Origin of the sequence: Actinoplanes sp. NBRC 103695 (assembly GCF_030269485.1) — a bacterium.
GTDB lineage: Bacteria > Actinomycetota > Actinomycetes > Mycobacteriales > Micromonosporaceae > Actinoplanes.
Window position 1 is genome coordinate 79,311 of the sequence record NZ_BSTL01000019.1, and the last position, 15,674, is coordinate 94,984.

Annotated in this window: 13 protein-coding genes; 10 read left to right on the forward strand and 3 right to left on the reverse strand. The window is 70.7% G+C overall.

The genetic code is table 11. The features are described from left to right. Window positions 1-223: 223 nt before the first annotated feature. From QSK31_RS31370 to QSK31_RS31395, 6 genes are all read left to right on the forward strand, one after another. The gene (locus QSK31_RS31370; protein WP_285688154.1) at window positions 224-541 is read left to right on the forward strand and encodes an STAS domain-containing protein; all 318 of its coding nucleotides are present in this window, start codon (window positions 224-226) and stop codon (window positions 539-541) included. A gap of 86 nt (window positions 542-627) precedes the next feature. Next, complete coding sequence (locus QSK31_RS31375) at window positions 628-2,325, forward strand: PKD domain-containing protein (RefSeq protein WP_285688155.1); 1,698 nt, start codon at window positions 628-630, stop codon at window positions 2,323-2,325. A 14-nt stretch (window positions 2,326-2,339) separates the two neighbouring features. Then, window positions 2,340-3,002 (forward strand): DUF1326 domain-containing protein, encoded by a 663-nt coding sequence (locus tag QSK31_RS31380; RefSeq protein ID WP_285688156.1) that lies wholly within the window; start codon window positions 2,340-2,342, stop codon window positions 3,000-3,002. 56 nt (window positions 3,003-3,058) lie between these two features. Continuing rightward, the gene (locus QSK31_RS31385) at window positions 3,059-3,721 is read left to right on the forward strand and encodes a DUF2182 domain-containing protein (protein ID WP_285688157.1); all 663 of its coding nucleotides are present in this window, start codon (window positions 3,059-3,061) and stop codon (window positions 3,719-3,721) included. A 15-nt stretch (window positions 3,722-3,736) separates the two neighbouring features. Beyond that, window positions 3,737-8,083: a hypothetical protein gene (locus QSK31_RS31390; RefSeq protein WP_285688158.1), complete on the forward strand. Its 4,347-nt coding sequence runs from the start codon at window positions 3,737-3,739 to the stop codon at window positions 8,081-8,083. 80 nt (window positions 8,084-8,163) lie between these two features. Beyond that, window positions 8,164-8,637, forward strand: coding sequence for a GNAT family N-acetyltransferase (locus QSK31_RS31395; protein WP_285688160.1), 474 nt, complete (start codon window positions 8,164-8,166; stop codon window positions 8,635-8,637). Between the two features lie 7 nt (window positions 8,638-8,644). Here the strand turns inward: QSK31_RS31395 and QSK31_RS31400 are convergent, their stop codons facing one another. Together QSK31_RS31400 and QSK31_RS31405 are read right to left on the reverse strand one after the other, a co-directional pair. Next, window positions 8,645-9,718 carry a LacI family DNA-binding transcriptional regulator gene (locus tag QSK31_RS31400; RefSeq protein ID WP_285688161.1) on the reverse strand — a complete coding sequence of 358 codons (1,074 nt, stop codon included), beginning with the start codon at window positions 9,716-9,718 and terminating at the stop codon, window positions 8,645-8,647. 67 nt (window positions 9,719-9,785) lie between these two features. After that, window positions 9,786-11,033: a serine hydrolase domain-containing protein gene (locus tag QSK31_RS31405; protein ID WP_285688162.1), complete on the reverse strand. Its 1,248-nt coding sequence runs from the start codon at window positions 11,031-11,033 to the stop codon at window positions 9,786-9,788. Window positions 11,034-11,161: 128 nt separating this feature from the next. Between QSK31_RS31405 and QSK31_RS31410 the strand changes: the two genes are divergently transcribed. Together QSK31_RS31410 and QSK31_RS31415 are read left to right on the forward strand one after the other, a co-directional pair. Next, window positions 11,162-11,773: a YdeI/OmpD-associated family protein gene (locus tag QSK31_RS31410; protein ID WP_285688163.1), complete on the forward strand. Its 612-nt coding sequence runs from the start codon at window positions 11,162-11,164 to the stop codon at window positions 11,771-11,773. Between the two features lie 114 nt (window positions 11,774-11,887). Next, complete coding sequence (locus QSK31_RS31415; protein WP_285688164.1) at window positions 11,888-12,811, forward strand: hypothetical protein; 924 nt, start codon at window positions 11,888-11,890, stop codon at window positions 12,809-12,811. Window positions 12,812-12,918: 107 nt separating this feature from the next. Here the strand turns inward: QSK31_RS31415 and QSK31_RS31420 are convergent, their stop codons facing one another. Then, the gene (locus tag QSK31_RS31420) at window positions 12,919-14,982 is read right to left on the reverse strand and encodes a M14 family zinc carboxypeptidase (RefSeq protein ID WP_285688165.1); all 2,064 of its coding nucleotides are present in this window, start codon (window positions 14,980-14,982) and stop codon (window positions 12,919-12,921) included. 95 nt (window positions 14,983-15,077) lie between these two features. Between QSK31_RS31420 and QSK31_RS31425 the strand changes: the two genes are divergently transcribed. Together QSK31_RS31425 and QSK31_RS31430 are read left to right on the forward strand one after the other, a co-directional pair. Beyond that, entirely contained in the window at window positions 15,078-15,374 is a 297-nt protein-coding gene (locus QSK31_RS31425; protein ID WP_285688166.1) for a hypothetical protein, read from the forward strand. A 146-nt stretch (window positions 15,375-15,520) separates the two neighbouring features. Then, window positions 15,521-15,670 (forward strand): hypothetical protein, encoded by a 150-nt coding sequence (locus QSK31_RS31430; RefSeq protein ID WP_285688167.1) that lies wholly within the window; start codon window positions 15,521-15,523, stop codon window positions 15,668-15,670. Window positions 15,671-15,674: the final 4 nt, after the last annotated feature.

Sequence of the window (15,674 nt, forward strand, 5' to 3'; positions counted from 1 at the left end):
AACGGTCCCTTCGTGTAACGAGCTTGCAATGCTTCAGGTCACAGGCAACAGATAGACGGATCTCTTCGTCAAGCACGGGAATCCGGCAATCCGAGAGAGTCGCGACAACTCGGCACGGTTCCGGAACGCGGTTGCCCGAAGAGACACAGATGCGGGGATGTTCGGACTGTCGGAACCGGTACCGGACCCGGTGAATCGATACTTGCCCTGGTACAAATGTCGCGTGGAAAGTCTCTTCACTCTCAGTGCACGTCCGCCCGTGCTCGTCATGTCCGGCGAGTTCGACATGGGCGCTCGCGACGAGTTGACGGCCGCGCTGCTGGCCGTGGTGCGGAACCCGGCGACCGACGTCGTCGTCCTGGACGTCGAGAAGGCCACCTTCATCGACTCGGAGGCCCTGGCGGCCGTCATCATCGGCATGAACGAGGCCCGCCTGGCGGGTAAGCCGTTCCGGATCGTCGGCGCCACCGGCGTAGTGCACCGCGTCCTGGACGTGGCCGGCCTGCTCGACCTCATCGACGGCCACCATTACGGTCCGTGATCTGACACGCAGCACGGAGTATCTGAACAGCGGCCCCTTCCTCCTCCCCCGTACGACGTTTCATGCTCACGGGAGGGAAACACCGCATGATTCGCAACTCCGAACGACTTGCCGTCCGCGGCCCGATCAACCCGGACGACGGATTCCCACGCTGGTACTCCGACGCTGCGGGAGTCCGGCTCGAACTGGCCACCGACCCGGCCGACCCGAACACCCCGGCCGTCGGCGAACTGCCCGACCCGGCCGCGCCGGTGAGCTTCCCCGGCAACTTCCCGGACGAGGCCTTCTACTTCCTGGCCGAGGCCGAGCTGCCGATCGGCGGCGGCGCCCGGCCCGGCCGCGCGCGGGTCGTCCTGGCGCTGGAGGCCGCGTTCGCGCTGGAGGTTCCGCAGGACGGCCAGCAGCAGGTGTTCGCGCGCATCCGGGTCCGCATCGACAACGGCGTCCCCGGCGCCGCGTACGTCTTCACCCACCCGTACGGCGAAACCGATCCTCTGGTCGCCGACGAGAACGGGCGGGTCTTCGTCACCGAGGACATCGGCGCCGCCGCGCTGCGGTTCGACGACGTGGTGCGGGACGGCGAGGTCGCCCCGTTCCTGCGCTGGGACGCCGACGCCCCGGACGGCTACCTCGGCATCGGCGGCGTCGACCACACCGTCACCGGCAGCCCGTTCGGCACGAACTTCGTGCGGATCCAAGGCCCCGGCGCGGGCGGACCGGGCGTCGACGAGGTCTCCACGGACCTCTTCTCGCTGCAGGGGCGGCTGGCCACGGTGGCCGGCGCCGAGATCACCCGGGCCGTCTACGGCAGCACGTCCGGCTCGACGGTCGCGGACATCTTCGCGGTGTCCGAGCAGGGTCAGACGCTGCGGGCCGCGGGGGCCACGCTGCGGGCGGACAACACCCGTTATCACGTACGCGCGGAGCTCGGCACCGCCGTGCCCGCCACGATCGACCTGGTCAACGCCACCGACCAACCGCCCACCACGGTCACCGCGAACCTGGTCGACGCGGTCACCGTGACGGTCGCCGACTACGACACCACGGCCCGCCGGCTGACCGTCGAGGCCCTGTCGTCCGACGTGGACGGCCCGACCACGCTGACCGTCACCGGCTTCGGCGACCTGGTCGACGGCAAGGCGTCCTTCGAGTTCGTGGAGGCGCCGCCCGCCACGCTCGAGGTCACCTCGTCGCACGGCGGATCGCACACCCGGCACGTCCTGGTCACCGGCCCGGCCGCCACGCCGGACCCGCTGGCCGCGGACGCCGGCCCGAACCGCGCGGTGGCCACCGGCGACCTGGTCACGCTGGACGCGAGCGCCAGCACCGGCCCGGCGACCAGCTTCCTCTGGACGCAGACGGCGGGCACGCCGGTCACCCTTTCCGACCCCTCTTCGGTACGGACGACGTTCACCGCCCCGGCCCCGGGCTCGCTGGAGTTCGCGGTCAGCGTGAACGGCACCGAGACCGACACGGTCGTCATCGTCGTGACCGCCCCCGACCCGTCGGTCGACACGCTGACCGTGGGCCGGGCGGAGTTCCGCAGCGACTCGGGCCGCTGGCGGGTCGACGGCACCGCGACCGGGCCGCTGCCCGACCGGGTCACGGTCACCCTGGACGGCGTCGAGATCGGCACCGCCGCCGTGGACGCCACGCTCGGCTGGGACGTGCGGCGCACGGTCATCCCCGGCGAGACCGACGTGATCCCGGCGAACGGCGACCCGATCGTCATCGTCTCCACCCGGGGTGGCTCGGCCACCACCACCGTCACCGTCCGGCGCTGAGAGGAGACACGACGATGGGATATCTCCTGACCGGCGTCTTCACCGAGGCCTGCGACTGCACCCTGGTCTGCCCGTGCTGGCTGGACGACGCGCCCGAGGAGGACCACTGCACCGGGCTGTTCGCCTGGCGGCTGGACGAGGGCTCGGCGATCGACGGCGTGGACGTCGGCAAGCTCTCCGTGGTCAGCGTCTCCACCCACGCGGGCGGCCGGCGCGACGGTGACACGGCGACCGCGATCTTCGTCGACGAGAACGCCGACGAGCGGCAGTTCGAACTGCTCACAGCGGCGTTCGCCGGGGACATGGCCGGACCGCTGGGCGAACTGGCCGGCGTCAGCGGGGTGGTCGTGCAGCGGCTGGCGGCACGGATCGAGATGACCGCGGACGAGTCCGGCTGGCACCTGCTGGTCGGGCTGCCCGGGGCGGGACCGATCGAGGCCACCGGCGCGCCGCACGTGCTGCTCGACGAGGACGAGCCGCTCACGCTGCGGCACACCGCCCTGGACCGGGAGCTCAGCGTGGCCGGCGACGACGGGGTCGCCGCGCACCGCACCGAGCGGCTGGCCGTCCGGGTTCCGGCGCTGGCCGGCGCCTACCTGGACGTGAGCGGGCGCTCGGCGATGCGCGGGCGGTTCCGGTACGCGGACCCGCTGCCGCCCCGTTCCCGGGCGCGGTGATGCGTATAGGTAAGCAGAGCGTTTCTGCTTACCCGATTGCTCCGCGCTGGGACCGTTTGACCGGCGCCGTCGTCACCCTGGGCGTGCTCGCCTGGGTGGCGATGGCGCTGGCCCAGGGCGGTCACCAGCACGGGCACACCTCGCTGAGCGGGTGGCTGGTCATGGTGGTGGCGATGATGCTGCCGCCGGCGCTGCCCCTGTTCCGGGTCGTCAGGCGGCTCACGTCCTCAGACGCGTACACCTGGATCGCGGTCTTGATCTTTGTCTCGGCCTGGGGTTTGACCGGTCTGGTCCTCACGGCGGGCACCGACCTGCTCGGTGGCGTCTTCGCCAGGCTGCCGCACGAGCACATGCTGCTCGGGGCGGGGCTGGTGCTGGCCGGGGCGTGGCAGTTCACGCCGTGGAAGGACGCCTGCCTGACCGCCTGCCGGACGCCGCGCGGGATCGCCATGACGCGGTGGCGGAGCGGCTCGCCCCTCGTCAGCGGCGCGACGATCGCCGGTGTCTACGCGGCGTCGTGCATCGGCTGCTGCTGGGCGCTGATGGCGGTCGGGCTGCTCACCGGCGCCGCGGGCCTCGGCGCGATGGCCGTGCTCACCCTCCTGATGGCCGCCGAACGACTCACCCGGCAGGGCCGCACGCTGGTCCGCCCGGCGGGTGCGGCGGCCCTCATCCTCGGCGTCTCGCTGCTGCTCGGCGTGGACGCCCTCTTCACCTGACCTTGGAGTTTTCTGATGGCTGACCTCACCTACGACGTGGTCGCCTTGGAGTTTCCGGTCGTCTACACGATCGACGGCGACCACGACCCCAGCGGCCTTCTCTACACGCTGCGCGCCTACCTGCCCCTGCTGGAGTTCGCGCGGGCGCGGTGGGAGGACGACGACCAGTTCCTGCCCCGCACCCACGAACGCGCCCAGTGGATGCAGCTCGTGGTGGACGGGCTCCAACGTTACGAACTGATGCGGGCGAGGCTTTCACCCGGTGACCCGCTGCTCGACTACGGCGTGACCGCACCCGTCGCACTGAACGAGGATGATGCGCCCGTTCTGTCCGCACGCGAGCAGAACCTGCATGCCACTGTGAACGAGCTCTTGGGCGCCTTGGACCTGCTCACCGAGGGCGCGGTGCGCACCTTGCCGCCGGACGCCGCGACGAGAGCCGCATGGGTCGTTCTGCATTCCGACGCATTGGCCGCCGCCCAGGCCGCCATCGCGGAACGGCTGGCCAAGCTCGAGGTGGACGACGAGGCCACGATGCGCTCGCTGGCTCGCGAGGCCGGCCTCTCCCCCGCCCGGGTGCGACGGCTGCTCCTCAACGACCACCGGGCCGACGTCACCGGGCTCGGCGCCGACACCCCGGCCTACGACCGGTTCAACCCGCTGCGGCCCCTGCCGATCGCCCGGCCTCTGGTGCTGCGGGCCGCGCTCGGGCAGACCGTGGAGGTGCGGTTCCAGAACCAGATCCAGAACCGGCACGTAGGCCTGCACGTGCAGGGCGACGTGCTCGACGACATCCAGGCCGACGACGGCGCCCAGGTCGGTCGCAACCTTTCGTCACTGGTGCCTTTCCAAGGGCGCCACACCTACCACTGGACGGCCACGCACGAGGGCGCGTACGTGATCAACGACCTCGGCGACGTCCGGGGCGACGAGCGGGGCACGAACAGCCGCGGGCTCTTCGGCGCGTTCATCGTCGAGCCCGCCGGCGCGACCTGGCGTGACCCGGAGACCGGCGAGAACCTCACCGGCACCCGGTTCGCGGACGGCCCGTACGTGGACATCATCGTCCCGGACGACCGCCCCGACGTGGACTTCGTCGACTTCCACAGCGGCACCGCGCACAACCACCGCGAGTTCACCGTGTTCATGCACGACGAGCCGTCCGTGCACAGCGGGCTGCACATCGCCGGCGAGCACGAGGTGATGCCGCTGTCGTACCGGGCCGAGCCGATGCCCAACCGGCTGCCGCACCAGATGCGACGGCTGGTGGAGCAGTCCGCGGCCCGGCCGTTGCCGCCACCCGGCGAAGTCGACCAGCACGCCATGACGATGGTCGTCGACGACGACCTGACCGAGGTGTTCCTGGTCGCCCGGAACAGCGACGGCGAGTTCCTGGAGCGGGTCGCCGGCGAGGAGCAGCACCACAGCTCGTGGCTGTTCGGAGATCCGGTGACGCCGATCTTCCGGGCGTACAAGGGCGACCCGGCACGGGTACGGGTACTGCACGCCGGGGTCAAGGAGACACACATCTACCACCTGCACGTGCACCAGTGGCGGCAGATCCCGGCCGACCAGGACTCGCAGCTGATCGACTCGATCACGATCGGACCGCAGACCGGGATCACCCTGGACCCGCTGTACGGCTCGGGCAGCCGGCAGAAGGCGCCCGGCGACGTCATCTGGCACTGCCATCTGTACCCGCACTTCCACCACGGGATGTGGGGACTGTGGCGGAGCTTCGACCGGCTCGTCGACGAGTCGATCAGCGCCTACCCGGACGGCACGCCGGCGCATCCGCTGCGGCCGCTGCCCGGTCGTCCCGTGGAGACGGGCACCGGCTTTCCCTGGTTCATCGACGCCGCGTACCCGCAGAAGTCACCCCCGCCGCCCGCCGTGATCCCTTCGTTCTCGGTCGGCCGGCGTCGGCTGCTGCGGATGCCGCCGCACTCCGAGCTGGAGGCCACGGCCTTCCCGCCCGGCGTGGTGGCGAATCCGCGGCCCGGCGCGGTCTTCGTCGACCTGGACGGCGACGCGGCCCGGTGGAACGCGTCCGCCGGGCAGCCGCCGCCCCGGGTGATCAGCTACGACGTGCACGTCGACGCCGACCCGGTGGTCTACAACTCGCAGGGCTGGACCGACCCGCAAGGGCACCACTACCAGATCCGCCGGGTGACCGTGGACGGCGTCGAGTTCGACCCGCCCGCCGACCGGATCGAGCCGTTCTTCCCGCGCGCCAACCACGGCGACATCGTCGAGTGGCGGATGTTCAACAACCTGGGCAGCGTGCCCGCCGACGGCTTCGACCTGCCGGTGCCGCCGGCCGAGTGCGGGCTGCACGTGCACCTGGTCAAGTTCGACGTGCTCGCCGCCGACGGGTCGTCGACCGGATTCAACTACCTCTCCGGCGGTTCAGCTCCCGAGGCCGTTGCCGGGGTCGAGTCCGGGCCGGGCGAGCTGCCGGTCAACGTGGCACTGCACCGCTGGGTGGTGGACGAGGAGTTCGGGCCGTGCTTCTTCCACGACCACCTGCTGGCCAACTACCGGCAGAAGCACGGGCTGTTCGCGGCGCTGATCGCGGAACCGTTCGGGTCGCGGTGGCTGCTGCCCGACCAGGAGACGCTGGCGTGGTCCGGGCCGCAGGCAGTCGTGCTGCCGCCGCTGGCCTCCGGGCTGCCGGTGTTCCGGGAGGCGGGGATCGCGGTCGGAGACTTCGTGCCGCTGGTCGACGCCGACGGCAAGCCGCTGAACCCGCCCGGTGAGCTGGGCGGCGACGACGACCCCGGGGTCATGGCCGTCAACTATCGGTGCAGCCCGCTGACCTTCCGCGGCGACGACCCCGCGCAGTGGTTCGCGGGCGACGACCCGGATACCGAGATCATCCGCACGTATCCCGGCGACCGGCTGCGGATCCGGCTCATCCAGGGCTCGCACGAGGAGCAGCACAGCTTCGTCACGCACGGGCTGCGCTGGCCGCGGGAATGGCAGAACCCCAGGTCGGTGCGGGTCAATCAGCAGACCATCGGCATCTCCGAGGCGTTCACCCTCGATCTTGACGGGTACGGCCTGGGCGACCACCTGTGGCACTTCGCGGCGATGGACGACCTGTGGCTCGGATGCTGGGGCCTGGTGCGTTCCCAGTTGCCCAGCCCCGCCAACCTGCTCACGCTGCCGCCGCTGCCCGGCCGGCGTGGGCTCGATCCGGCGCTGCCGCCACGCCCGGCGCGGCCCGACCGGGACTACGTGGTCACCGCCCGGCGCCGCGAGCACCTCTACGACGGCCGCATGCTGACCGACCCGTGGGGTCTGATCTTCGAGACCGCCGACGGGTACGCCGACGAGCGCGACGACGACGACCGGCCCCGCCGCGTCGCTCACGGCGTGCGGCGGACCGGCGAGCCGCTGGTCCTCCGGGCCCGTCCCGGCGAATGGATCCGGGTCACGCTCATCAACGACCTGGCGCCGCCGTTCGAGGTGGAACCGGTGCCGGTGCCGCTGCCACTGGATGACGAGCGGACCGTGTCCTCCCGGGTCTCCCTGCATCCCTCGCTGCTGCGCTACGACGTGGTGAGCGACGACGGGGCGTACGTCGGCCGCAACCACGACAGCACGGTGCCCTCGCCGGCGTTCACCACCGACGATCACGAACACCGGCCGGCCGCGCACGACGACGGGCAGAACTGGCGCGAGTACTGGTGGTTCGCCGACCCTCAGCTCGAAGGTCAGGTCTGCTACCTGCAGGACATGGCCGACGTGCGCGACCACCGGCACCACGGCCTGATCGGCGCCCTGGTCGTCGAGCCGGCCGGCCTCACACCGGTCTCCGCGGTGAGCGGGCGCGAGCAGTGGACCGGCGCCCAGGTGCTGCTCGTCTCCTCGTCCGGCGAGGTCGTCGCCAACGAGCAGGTGCTGCTGGTGCAGGACGGCCTGCGGCACTTCGTGGCCGGCAACCCGACCATGGCGGTGCCCGACGTGGAACCCGGCGACGACCCCGAGGACGCCGGTCAGAAGGGCATCAACTACGGCGCGGCGCTGGTCCACCCCCGCGACGTGCTGAACCGCGACCGTCCACCGACCCCGATCTGGCCGGCCACGGTGGGCGACCGACTGTGGCTGCGCCTGCTCGGCGCCTCGGACAAACCCCGCAACCACACCTTCACCGTGCACGGCATGGCCTGGCCGGCCGCCCCCTGGGTTCCCGGCGGCCCGTTCGAGGCGGCGCTGTCCGGCTTGACCAGCGGATACGCCCGCACCCTCGAGATGCGGGCCCGTTCGGCGGGCGACCACGCATACCGCTCGGGGGCCTTCCGCTGGGCCGTCGAGGGCGGCGTCTGGGGCATCATCCGCGTCGCACCCCGGCGCTGACGTCCCCTCCTCGCCCCGCCAGGCTCCCCGCCTGGCGGGGCACCCCGGCGCCGTCCGGCCGCCCCGGATAGCCTGACCCGGTGAAGTTGCAGCAGCTCGATGCCGGACATGCAGGCGCGATACTGGAATTCGAGACGCGCAACCGGGCGTTCTTCGCCGCGTCGATCCCCGATCGTGGCGACGAGTTCTTCGCCGACTACCCCGCCCGGCACGCCGCCCTGCTGGCCATGCAGGACGCGGGCACCGACCTTTTCCACGTCCTGCTGACCGACGACGGCACGATCGCCGGGCGGGTCAACCTGATCGAGATCGGCAACCGCGAGGCCGAGCTCGGCTACCGGATCGGTCAGGACTTCACCGGCCGGGGCGTGGCCACCCGTGCTGTCGATCAGGCCTGCCACCTGGCGCGGACGAAGGGCCTGACCCGGCTGCGCGCCACCGTGCCGTCCGACAACCGGGCCTCCCGCGCGGTCCTGCTGCGCAACGGTTTCAACGTCACGGGCGCCACCACGGTGGACGGCCGGCCCGCCCAGGACTTCCGCCGGGTTCTCTGACGACCGGTCAGCGTCGCGTTCGCCGGGGAGGCGGCGCGGTGCTTTCCCTGATGATCAGCTGGGTGCTCAGCTCCCGGGCGGGTGCGTCGAGCGTCTTGCCGCGCGCCAGACGCAGGACTGTCCGTGCCGCGAGCCGGCCCATGTCCCGCAACGGCTGACGTACGGTCGTGAGCGGGGGCGACGACCAGCGTGAGCCGGGAAGGTCGTCGAACCCGGTCACGCTGAGCTCGCCGGGCACGGAGATGCCGCGCAGCCGGGCCGCCTGGATGACGCCCAGGGCGATGTTGTCACTCGAAGCGACGATCGCGGTCGGCGGACTGTCGACGTCGAGCAGTCGTTGTGCCGCGGCGAGACCCGCACCGTACGAGAAGTCGCCCCACGCGATCAGGCCGGGATCCTGCGGGAGGCCCGTCTCGTCGAGCGCCGCCCGATAGCCGTCGAGCCGGGCACGGCTGCACAACAGCCCCTTCCAGCCCGTGATCATGCCGATGCGCCGATGGCCGAGCGCGATGAGATGCCGAGTCGCGTGCAGCGCACCCGACCAGTTGGTGGCGCCGACGGTGGGCAGTTCCGTGCCGGTCCGGGTTCCCGGATCGAGTGCCACGACCGGGATGTCCAGGCCGGCCAGCATCCCGCTCAGCAGGTCGCGGCCACTGGTCGCCGCCAGGATCGCACCGTCGATCCGCCCGCGCCCGATCCATTGCCGCCACCGGTCCGGCGACGCCGGGCCCTGCCTCAGGGCGGAGATGACGAGACCCACGCCGGCGTCCTGCGCTACGGCTTCCATCCCGCGGACCTGCTCCATCTCCCAGCCGGAGTCGATGCCGGGGAAGATGACCTGGATCAGCCCCGTGGAAACCGGCGCCCGCGGGGAACGCGCCTGGTAGCCGTGCTCGTCGAGCAGGTGCTGGATCCGTTCCCGTGTCGCTGAGGAGACATGGCTGCGGCCGTTCAGGACACGCGAGACGGTCGGCACGGACACGCCGGCCAGCCGCGCGATCGTCCCCAGTGTCACCCGCCCGACGTCCGCGACCGAGCGAGATGATCCTGGTTCGAGCGACTCGGTACCCGGCAGACGCATGACGATGATGATTCCCAGTGGGAACCGACGCGCAAGCGATTAACCGCTGGCGTTCAGGGTCACCGCTTCATCGGCCGGCCGCCGCCGGTAGCACGAGGTCCTGCATGATCGACAGGCCGTTGAAGTCGTCCTGGTCGAACTCACGGGTGTTCGTCGTCATCACGACGACGAGATCCAGATCCTTGACGATGTAGATCAGCTGACCGCCGTACCCCCAGGCCATCGCGACGTGGTGACCCGCGATGTCACGCAGCCAGAAACCGAAGCCGAAGCCGTACGGGGCACCGGCGTCCACCTGTTTCGTCATCGACGCCCTCACCCAGGCCGCCGGCACCAGCTGCCGGCCGTTCCACCGGCCGTCCCGCAGATAGAGCAAACCGAACTTCGCGAGTTCGCGCGGCGTCACGTAGAAGTTGTAGCCGCCCGAGAAGTAGCCCTGCGGGTCGCGGCCCCAATGTTCGGCGACCACGCCCATCGGCGCGAGCAGATGCCGATGGGTGAACTCACAAGCAGTCGTCCCGACGGCCGAGGTCAGCACGGCGGAACTCAGATGGGTGTCGCCGGTGCTGTAGTTGAACCTGGCACCGGACTTCGCGGCTCGCGGGAGCTCGAGGATGGCCCCGACCCAGTCGGACGTCCGCTCGATCCGATTCTCGCTCGCGTCCTCCTGCCATCGGATGCCCGAGGTCATCGTGAGCAGATCGCGAACCTTGATCTTCCTCGTCTCGGAGCTCATCTTCTGGACGTAGCGCGAGGGCAGGATCGAGGCGATCGTGGCGTCGGCGCCGGGGATCAGGCCCTGCTCGATCGCGATGCCGAACGCGGCACCCCAGATGCCCTTGGACGCCGAATGAACATTGTTGCTCTGGTTCTTCGCACTGCCGTGGTAATAACGCTCGAACACCAGGGCGCCGTTGCGGATCACCAGAAAGCTCGACGTGTACGGCAGGGCGGCCAAGGCGGTCGAGGCTCGCTCGAACCCCCTCGAACTCATGCCCTGCGCCTCGGGGCCCGAGATCTTCCAGGACGCGCTGTCGTCGACCGGATCGATATATGTCGGGTTGTCCTCGTAGAAGCTCTTCTTCGAGTCAGGGCCCTGGATTCTGTCGCAGTCGAAAGCAGCGATCGACCCGTCGTTTCCGGTGCCGGCCGTCACCGGCTTCGACGTCACCGTCGGCGACGGCGTCACCGTCGGCGTCCGCGTGGAACAAGAAGCGATCATGCTCACCACCGACAACATCTGTAGACCGAAGCGCAAATTTCCCACGCCGCGCTTCTTGTCGGCGCTTTCCATGTCATGAGCTGTGCGCTCCATTCGTCAGATCATATTGGCCGCATAATGCTTTCGCTGGATAACGGCCGCTCGCCGATAACGGTGTGCAAGAGTTTGTTGAGGGTGAAGGTGAGAGACAGGGAGCTCGATCGTTCGACTAGCCTGCGGTGGTGGCGGGAACCGAACTGGACGAGTTGATCGTGGCCGACGGCGCGGCGCTACGCGCGTGGCTGCTGGACAACCACACCGCCTCCCCCGGCGTGTGGCTCGCCCTGACCAGGAAAGGCGGCTCCGTCACCACGCTGACCTGGCAGCACGCGGTCGACGAGGCACTGTGCTTCGGCTGGATCGACGGGCAGGCCCGCAAGCGCGACGAAGAGAGTTCCTGGAGGCGGTTCACCCCACGCCGGCCCCGCAGCATCTGGTCCCAGCGCAACGTCGCCAACGTGGCCCGGCTGGAGGCGGCCGGCCTGATGCTGCCCGCGGGCCGCGCCGCGGTGGACGTCGCCAAGGCCGACGGGCGGTGGGCGGCCGCCTATGCACCGCCGTCGGAAGCGGAGGTGCCGGCCGACCTGCTGGCAGCGATCGCCGCGAACCCCTCGGCGCAGGCGATGTTCGATGTGCTCACCAAGACCAACCGCTTCTCCCTCATCGGCCGGGTCAACGGCGTCAAGCGGGCCGAGACGCGCACCCGGAAGATCGCCGAGTTCGTGGCGATGCTGGCCCGGCACGAGACGATCCACCCGCAGCGGGCCCGACCGGCGGACCCGCCGACGTCCTGACAGGTTGCCCCGCCGGAACGGTGCTCAAAGCCGACACGAGCCGAACCGAACAAAAGTTCCCGACCGCGTGACCAACGGTGTGTAGAGGTTCCACTCACCGAAGGAGAACAAGTGATGCGTACGCATCGGTTCGCGCTCGCCGCCGCACTCGGGGCCGGCGCGCTGGGAATGACGGCAGGCGGCGGCCCCGCCGCGGCCGCTCCGGTCACCGTGGCCGAACATGCCGCGCCGGCACACGTTTCGTCGCCGGGCGGCCGGCAGCGCTGCGTCAACACGGCCGAGAACTACTCGATCGGGTATCCCGGCAACTGGTACACCACGCAGATCCGGCCGGAGGAGGTGTGCAACCAGGCCCACCCGGACCGGTTCACCATTCCCCTGGAGAGCGAGTACCCACTGACCGCCCTGAACGTCCGGCGGGTGACGGCCCTGCCGAGCCGCGGCGGCACGGAATCCGAACGCACCCTGCTCTGGCAGCGGACCACGGTGGCCGGACGGCCCGCCGTCCGGTTCGAGACCGTCAGCACCGGCGCCGGCATGGACCTCGAAGGCACCCGGCGATACGGGTACGTCATCCGCCTCGGGCACGCCCTGATCTCGGTGCACACCGCCGCCGCGCCGGGCGAGACCCGCTACGCCGCCTGGCGGAAGGTCGTCGACCGGGCGGCGCGCACGCTCACCCCCGCCACACCCCCGGGCCACCGCAGCTGTGCCCCGATCCGGCCGGAGACCTCGTTCTACGAGGGCGGCCGGGTCGGCTCCGAGGAACTGACCACGCCGGTCTCCCGCTGCACCACGATCAGCGTCTCGCACGTCGCGGATCCGACGAACCCGGCGGACCGCTGCCAGACGTTCCTGGTGGGGTTCTGGCCTCTGGTCGACGGCTCGCTCACCTACACCGAGCCGGTGACCGCGTGCGGCGAGCACCGCACGGTCCTGGCACGCAACGTCCCGGACAACACCCGGTATCTGGTGCTCTACAGCGTCGACTACATCGAGCCGGACATCCAGCAGGTCGACTTCAAGGTCTGGCACTGACCGCAGACCTGGAAGTTCCTGTTCGTCGGTCTCGGTGGTCGACCGTCACCGGCAACCGGGACGGTCCTGTTCCCCTACCAGAAGCAGGGGAACAGGACCGCGGGTGGTCAGCTGCCCGACGCCTCCTTGTCGCGGGCGATCCGGATCAGCTCGACCAGGCCGGCCGCGTACTCCTGCGACTCGCCGTGCGCCTCCGGGAACGGCGGCTGGAAACCGACGCCCTCCCAGCGGTTCGCCGCGTCGTTCCAGAGGTCGTTGCCGACCTCGAAGTTCCAGGCGGTGATGCCCAGGTCGTAGTAGAGGTGGTCGGCGAAGTTGCCGGCCGCGCTGTACAGCACGTCGGCGACCGGGCCGGTGTACGACGGCCAGGTCACCGTGCCGCGTTCGGCGGCGATCGCACCGACGATGCGGCGGGCGGAGTCCTGGAAGTACTTCGCCTCGTCGATCGACGGCCGCGGCAACGTGACCCGGCCGGCCGCCTTGTACGCGCCCGGCGACCACATGAAGTAGCCGCCGTACGAGTGCACGTTCAGCGAGTACTTGATGTTCGGATGCGACTCGGCGAGCGCGACGACGTTGCTGCTCTCCGGCTCGGAGAGCTCGCCGGTGCCCGCGTACGTGCCGGACAGGCAGTTCGTGCTGGCGCCCACGTAACCGTCGAACAGCGAGCCGACCGCGTAGTTACGGTTCACGTCGACGCCCCACGAGTCACGGTTCCGCGGGTCGCGGGCTGTGCCCGTACAGTGGTTGCTCAGGTTTTTGCGCTGGAAGTTGAAGTCGTTGAACGCGTAGTTGGCGCCGTCCGGGTTGACCGTCGGGATGATGAAGACGTCCACCGAGTCCAGCAGCTCCGCGGTGGCCGGGTCGGTGGCGTAGTTGGCGAGCAGCCGCTCCGCGAACTCGAGCGTCACCAGCGGCGTCGCCCACTCCCGGGCGTGCTCCTGAGAATAGGCCAGCACCCCGATCTTGGAGCCGTCGCGCACCTTGCCGATGCGCAGCGCCTGCACGGTCCACGGGCGCGCCGGCACCTCCGTACCCTTGAGACCGTCGTCGAGCCGCACCGGGCCCGCCACCGGCATGGGCAGTCCGGCCGAGCCGTCTTCGGCGAAGGCCCGGAACCGGTCCGGGAAACGTGCGTTGATCGCGTCCGCGACCTCGGTGGTCGAGCTGGTCGTCTTGCCGGCGGCGTCGGTCGCGAGAGAGACGGTCAAAACCCTGTCACGGTACGCCAGGGTGAGCGCCCGATTCGGCTGTCCGGGGTCGACCGTCCGGACCTGGATACCGTTCTGGTTCTCGGCGCCGTACCTGATCGTCTCCACGACGACAGCGGCGACCGCCGGGTCGCCCAGATAGCCGACCGCGGTCCGCCGGTAGCCCTGCGTCGCGTGCGGCAGGTCCAGCACGTCCACCAGGGCCGGGTACTGCCGCTTCAGCCGCTTGATCCGCGCCGTGATGTCGGTCGGCGTCATGTAGGCGTCGATGAAGTCCTGCTGGTAGCCGGACGGCTTCGGCGGCGGCGCCGCACCCGGCCAGGCGCCCGGCGTGATCTGCCGCGACCGGCCACCGAGGCTGGACGTGGCGACCACCGACACCGGCTGGGCGGGCAGCTTCACCGGCAGCGCCCAGTGGTACTGGTACTCCCCCGCGTCGACGAACCGCATCAGCGGTACCGAGCCGGTCCGCCCGTCGGCGGTCGTCCAGGTGACGGTGATCTCGACGTCCGGGTCGTCGGTGGCCGTCGTCGCGACCTGGGTCTGCAGGAACGTGGTGCCCTTGCTGGTCCACCAGTACGCCTGGAGGAACTGCAGGGTGTCGGCCGCGACCCGCTGCTTGCCGCGCCGCAGCTGGGCCGGGTCCACGGTCGGGATGACCTGCACCGCGGTGGCGCCGCGCGCGGTCAATGCGGCGAGCTCGGCGCCTTTGACGACCAGGTCGGCCTGCACGACCCCCGCGGTGGTGCGGGGCCGGGCGGCGATGTCGGCGCCCTCGGTGAGCAGGTCGGTGAACATCTGTTCGCCGGTGAGCTGGAACCGGACCAGGGCGGTCTGGCCGGCGGCCAGGGTGATGTCGTTGTCGTGCGCGGCTGCTGACGCGCTGCCGGGGTGGGCGAGCGCGCCGGCCAGCAGAACGGCTACGGCGGCGATGGCCACCGAACGTTGCCGAGACGGCATACAGAGCCTCCAAAGGACGATGTGGACACAGCTCAGTCGGCCGGCCCTCCGGTGTCAACCGACAGATGTCGGGTGGTCGCGCTAGGGTTTCCGGCATGCGTCTTCCCACCGCGGCGATCACCGCCGGGTCTTTGATCGGCGGCTGGCAGCTGGCCCGCCGCACCGGCATCCGCCCCCTCGGCGGCGCGGTCCTCGCCGCGGGCGGTGTCGTTGCCGGTCGCGAGTGGTCCCGGCGTACCAGCCCCGCGGTGACCGCCGCCCTCACCGCGACCTACGTCGGCGCCTTCGCCCTGTCCCACCCCTTGGCCAAGCGCATCGGCGCCTGGCCCGCGGTCCTCACCGTGGCGGCCGTGACCGCCGCCGCCTCCTGGGCGGCCGCCGACCGCCGCTGACTCTGCCTCCCAGGTCACGCCAGTTTCGACCCGCGAGGCCTCAGCGACGGTGAGCGGGCACCCGGCCGCCTGGCACGCCCGACCGAAACCCACGCCCACCGCGAGCGGCCGCAGCGACCCCGTCACGCTCGCCGTCGGGCGGGCTGGTGTTCTTCGCTCTGCCCGGGTCGGCTCTCAGCGGTGGCCGGCTGGTCGTCGACGACCGTGATCTCGCCCCGTACGGATATCGGCCGCTGAACGGGCCCTTCGAGGAGGCCGCCGGTCCGGGCAGCTGTCCGCGGATCGAGCGCCGATGACGGC

What these genes read in the sequence shown, in the direction of transcription:
- QSK31_RS31425 (WP_285688166.1), top strand. Translation starts at nt 15,078, where the DNA reads ATGCGTCTTCCCACCGCGGCGATCACCGCCGGGTCTTTGATCGGCGGC.
- QSK31_RS31375 (WP_285688155.1), top strand. Translation starts at nt 628, where the DNA reads ATGATTCGCAACTCCGAACGACTTGCCGTCCGCGGCCCGATCAACCCG.
- QSK31_RS31390 (WP_285688158.1), top strand. Translation starts at nt 3,737, where the DNA reads ATGGCTGACCTCACCTACGACGTGGTCGCCTTGGAGTTTCCGGTCGTC.
- QSK31_RS31405 (WP_285688162.1), bottom strand. Translation starts at nt 11,033, where the DNA reads ATGGAGCGCACAGCTCATGACATGGAAAGCGCCGACAAGAAGCGCGGC.
- QSK31_RS31420 (WP_285688165.1), bottom strand. Translation starts at nt 14,982, where the DNA reads ATGCCGTCTCGGCAACGTTCGGTGGCCATCGCCGCCGTAGCCGTTCTG.
- QSK31_RS31400 (WP_285688161.1), bottom strand. Translation starts at nt 9,718, where the DNA reads ATGCGTCTGCCGGGTACCGAGTCGCTCGAACCAGGATCATCTCGCTCG.
- QSK31_RS31415 (WP_285688164.1), top strand. Translation starts at nt 11,888, where the DNA reads ATGCGTACGCATCGGTTCGCGCTCGCCGCCGCACTCGGGGCCGGCGCG.
- QSK31_RS31380 (WP_285688156.1), top strand. Translation starts at nt 2,340, where the DNA reads ATGGGATATCTCCTGACCGGCGTCTTCACCGAGGCCTGCGACTGCACC.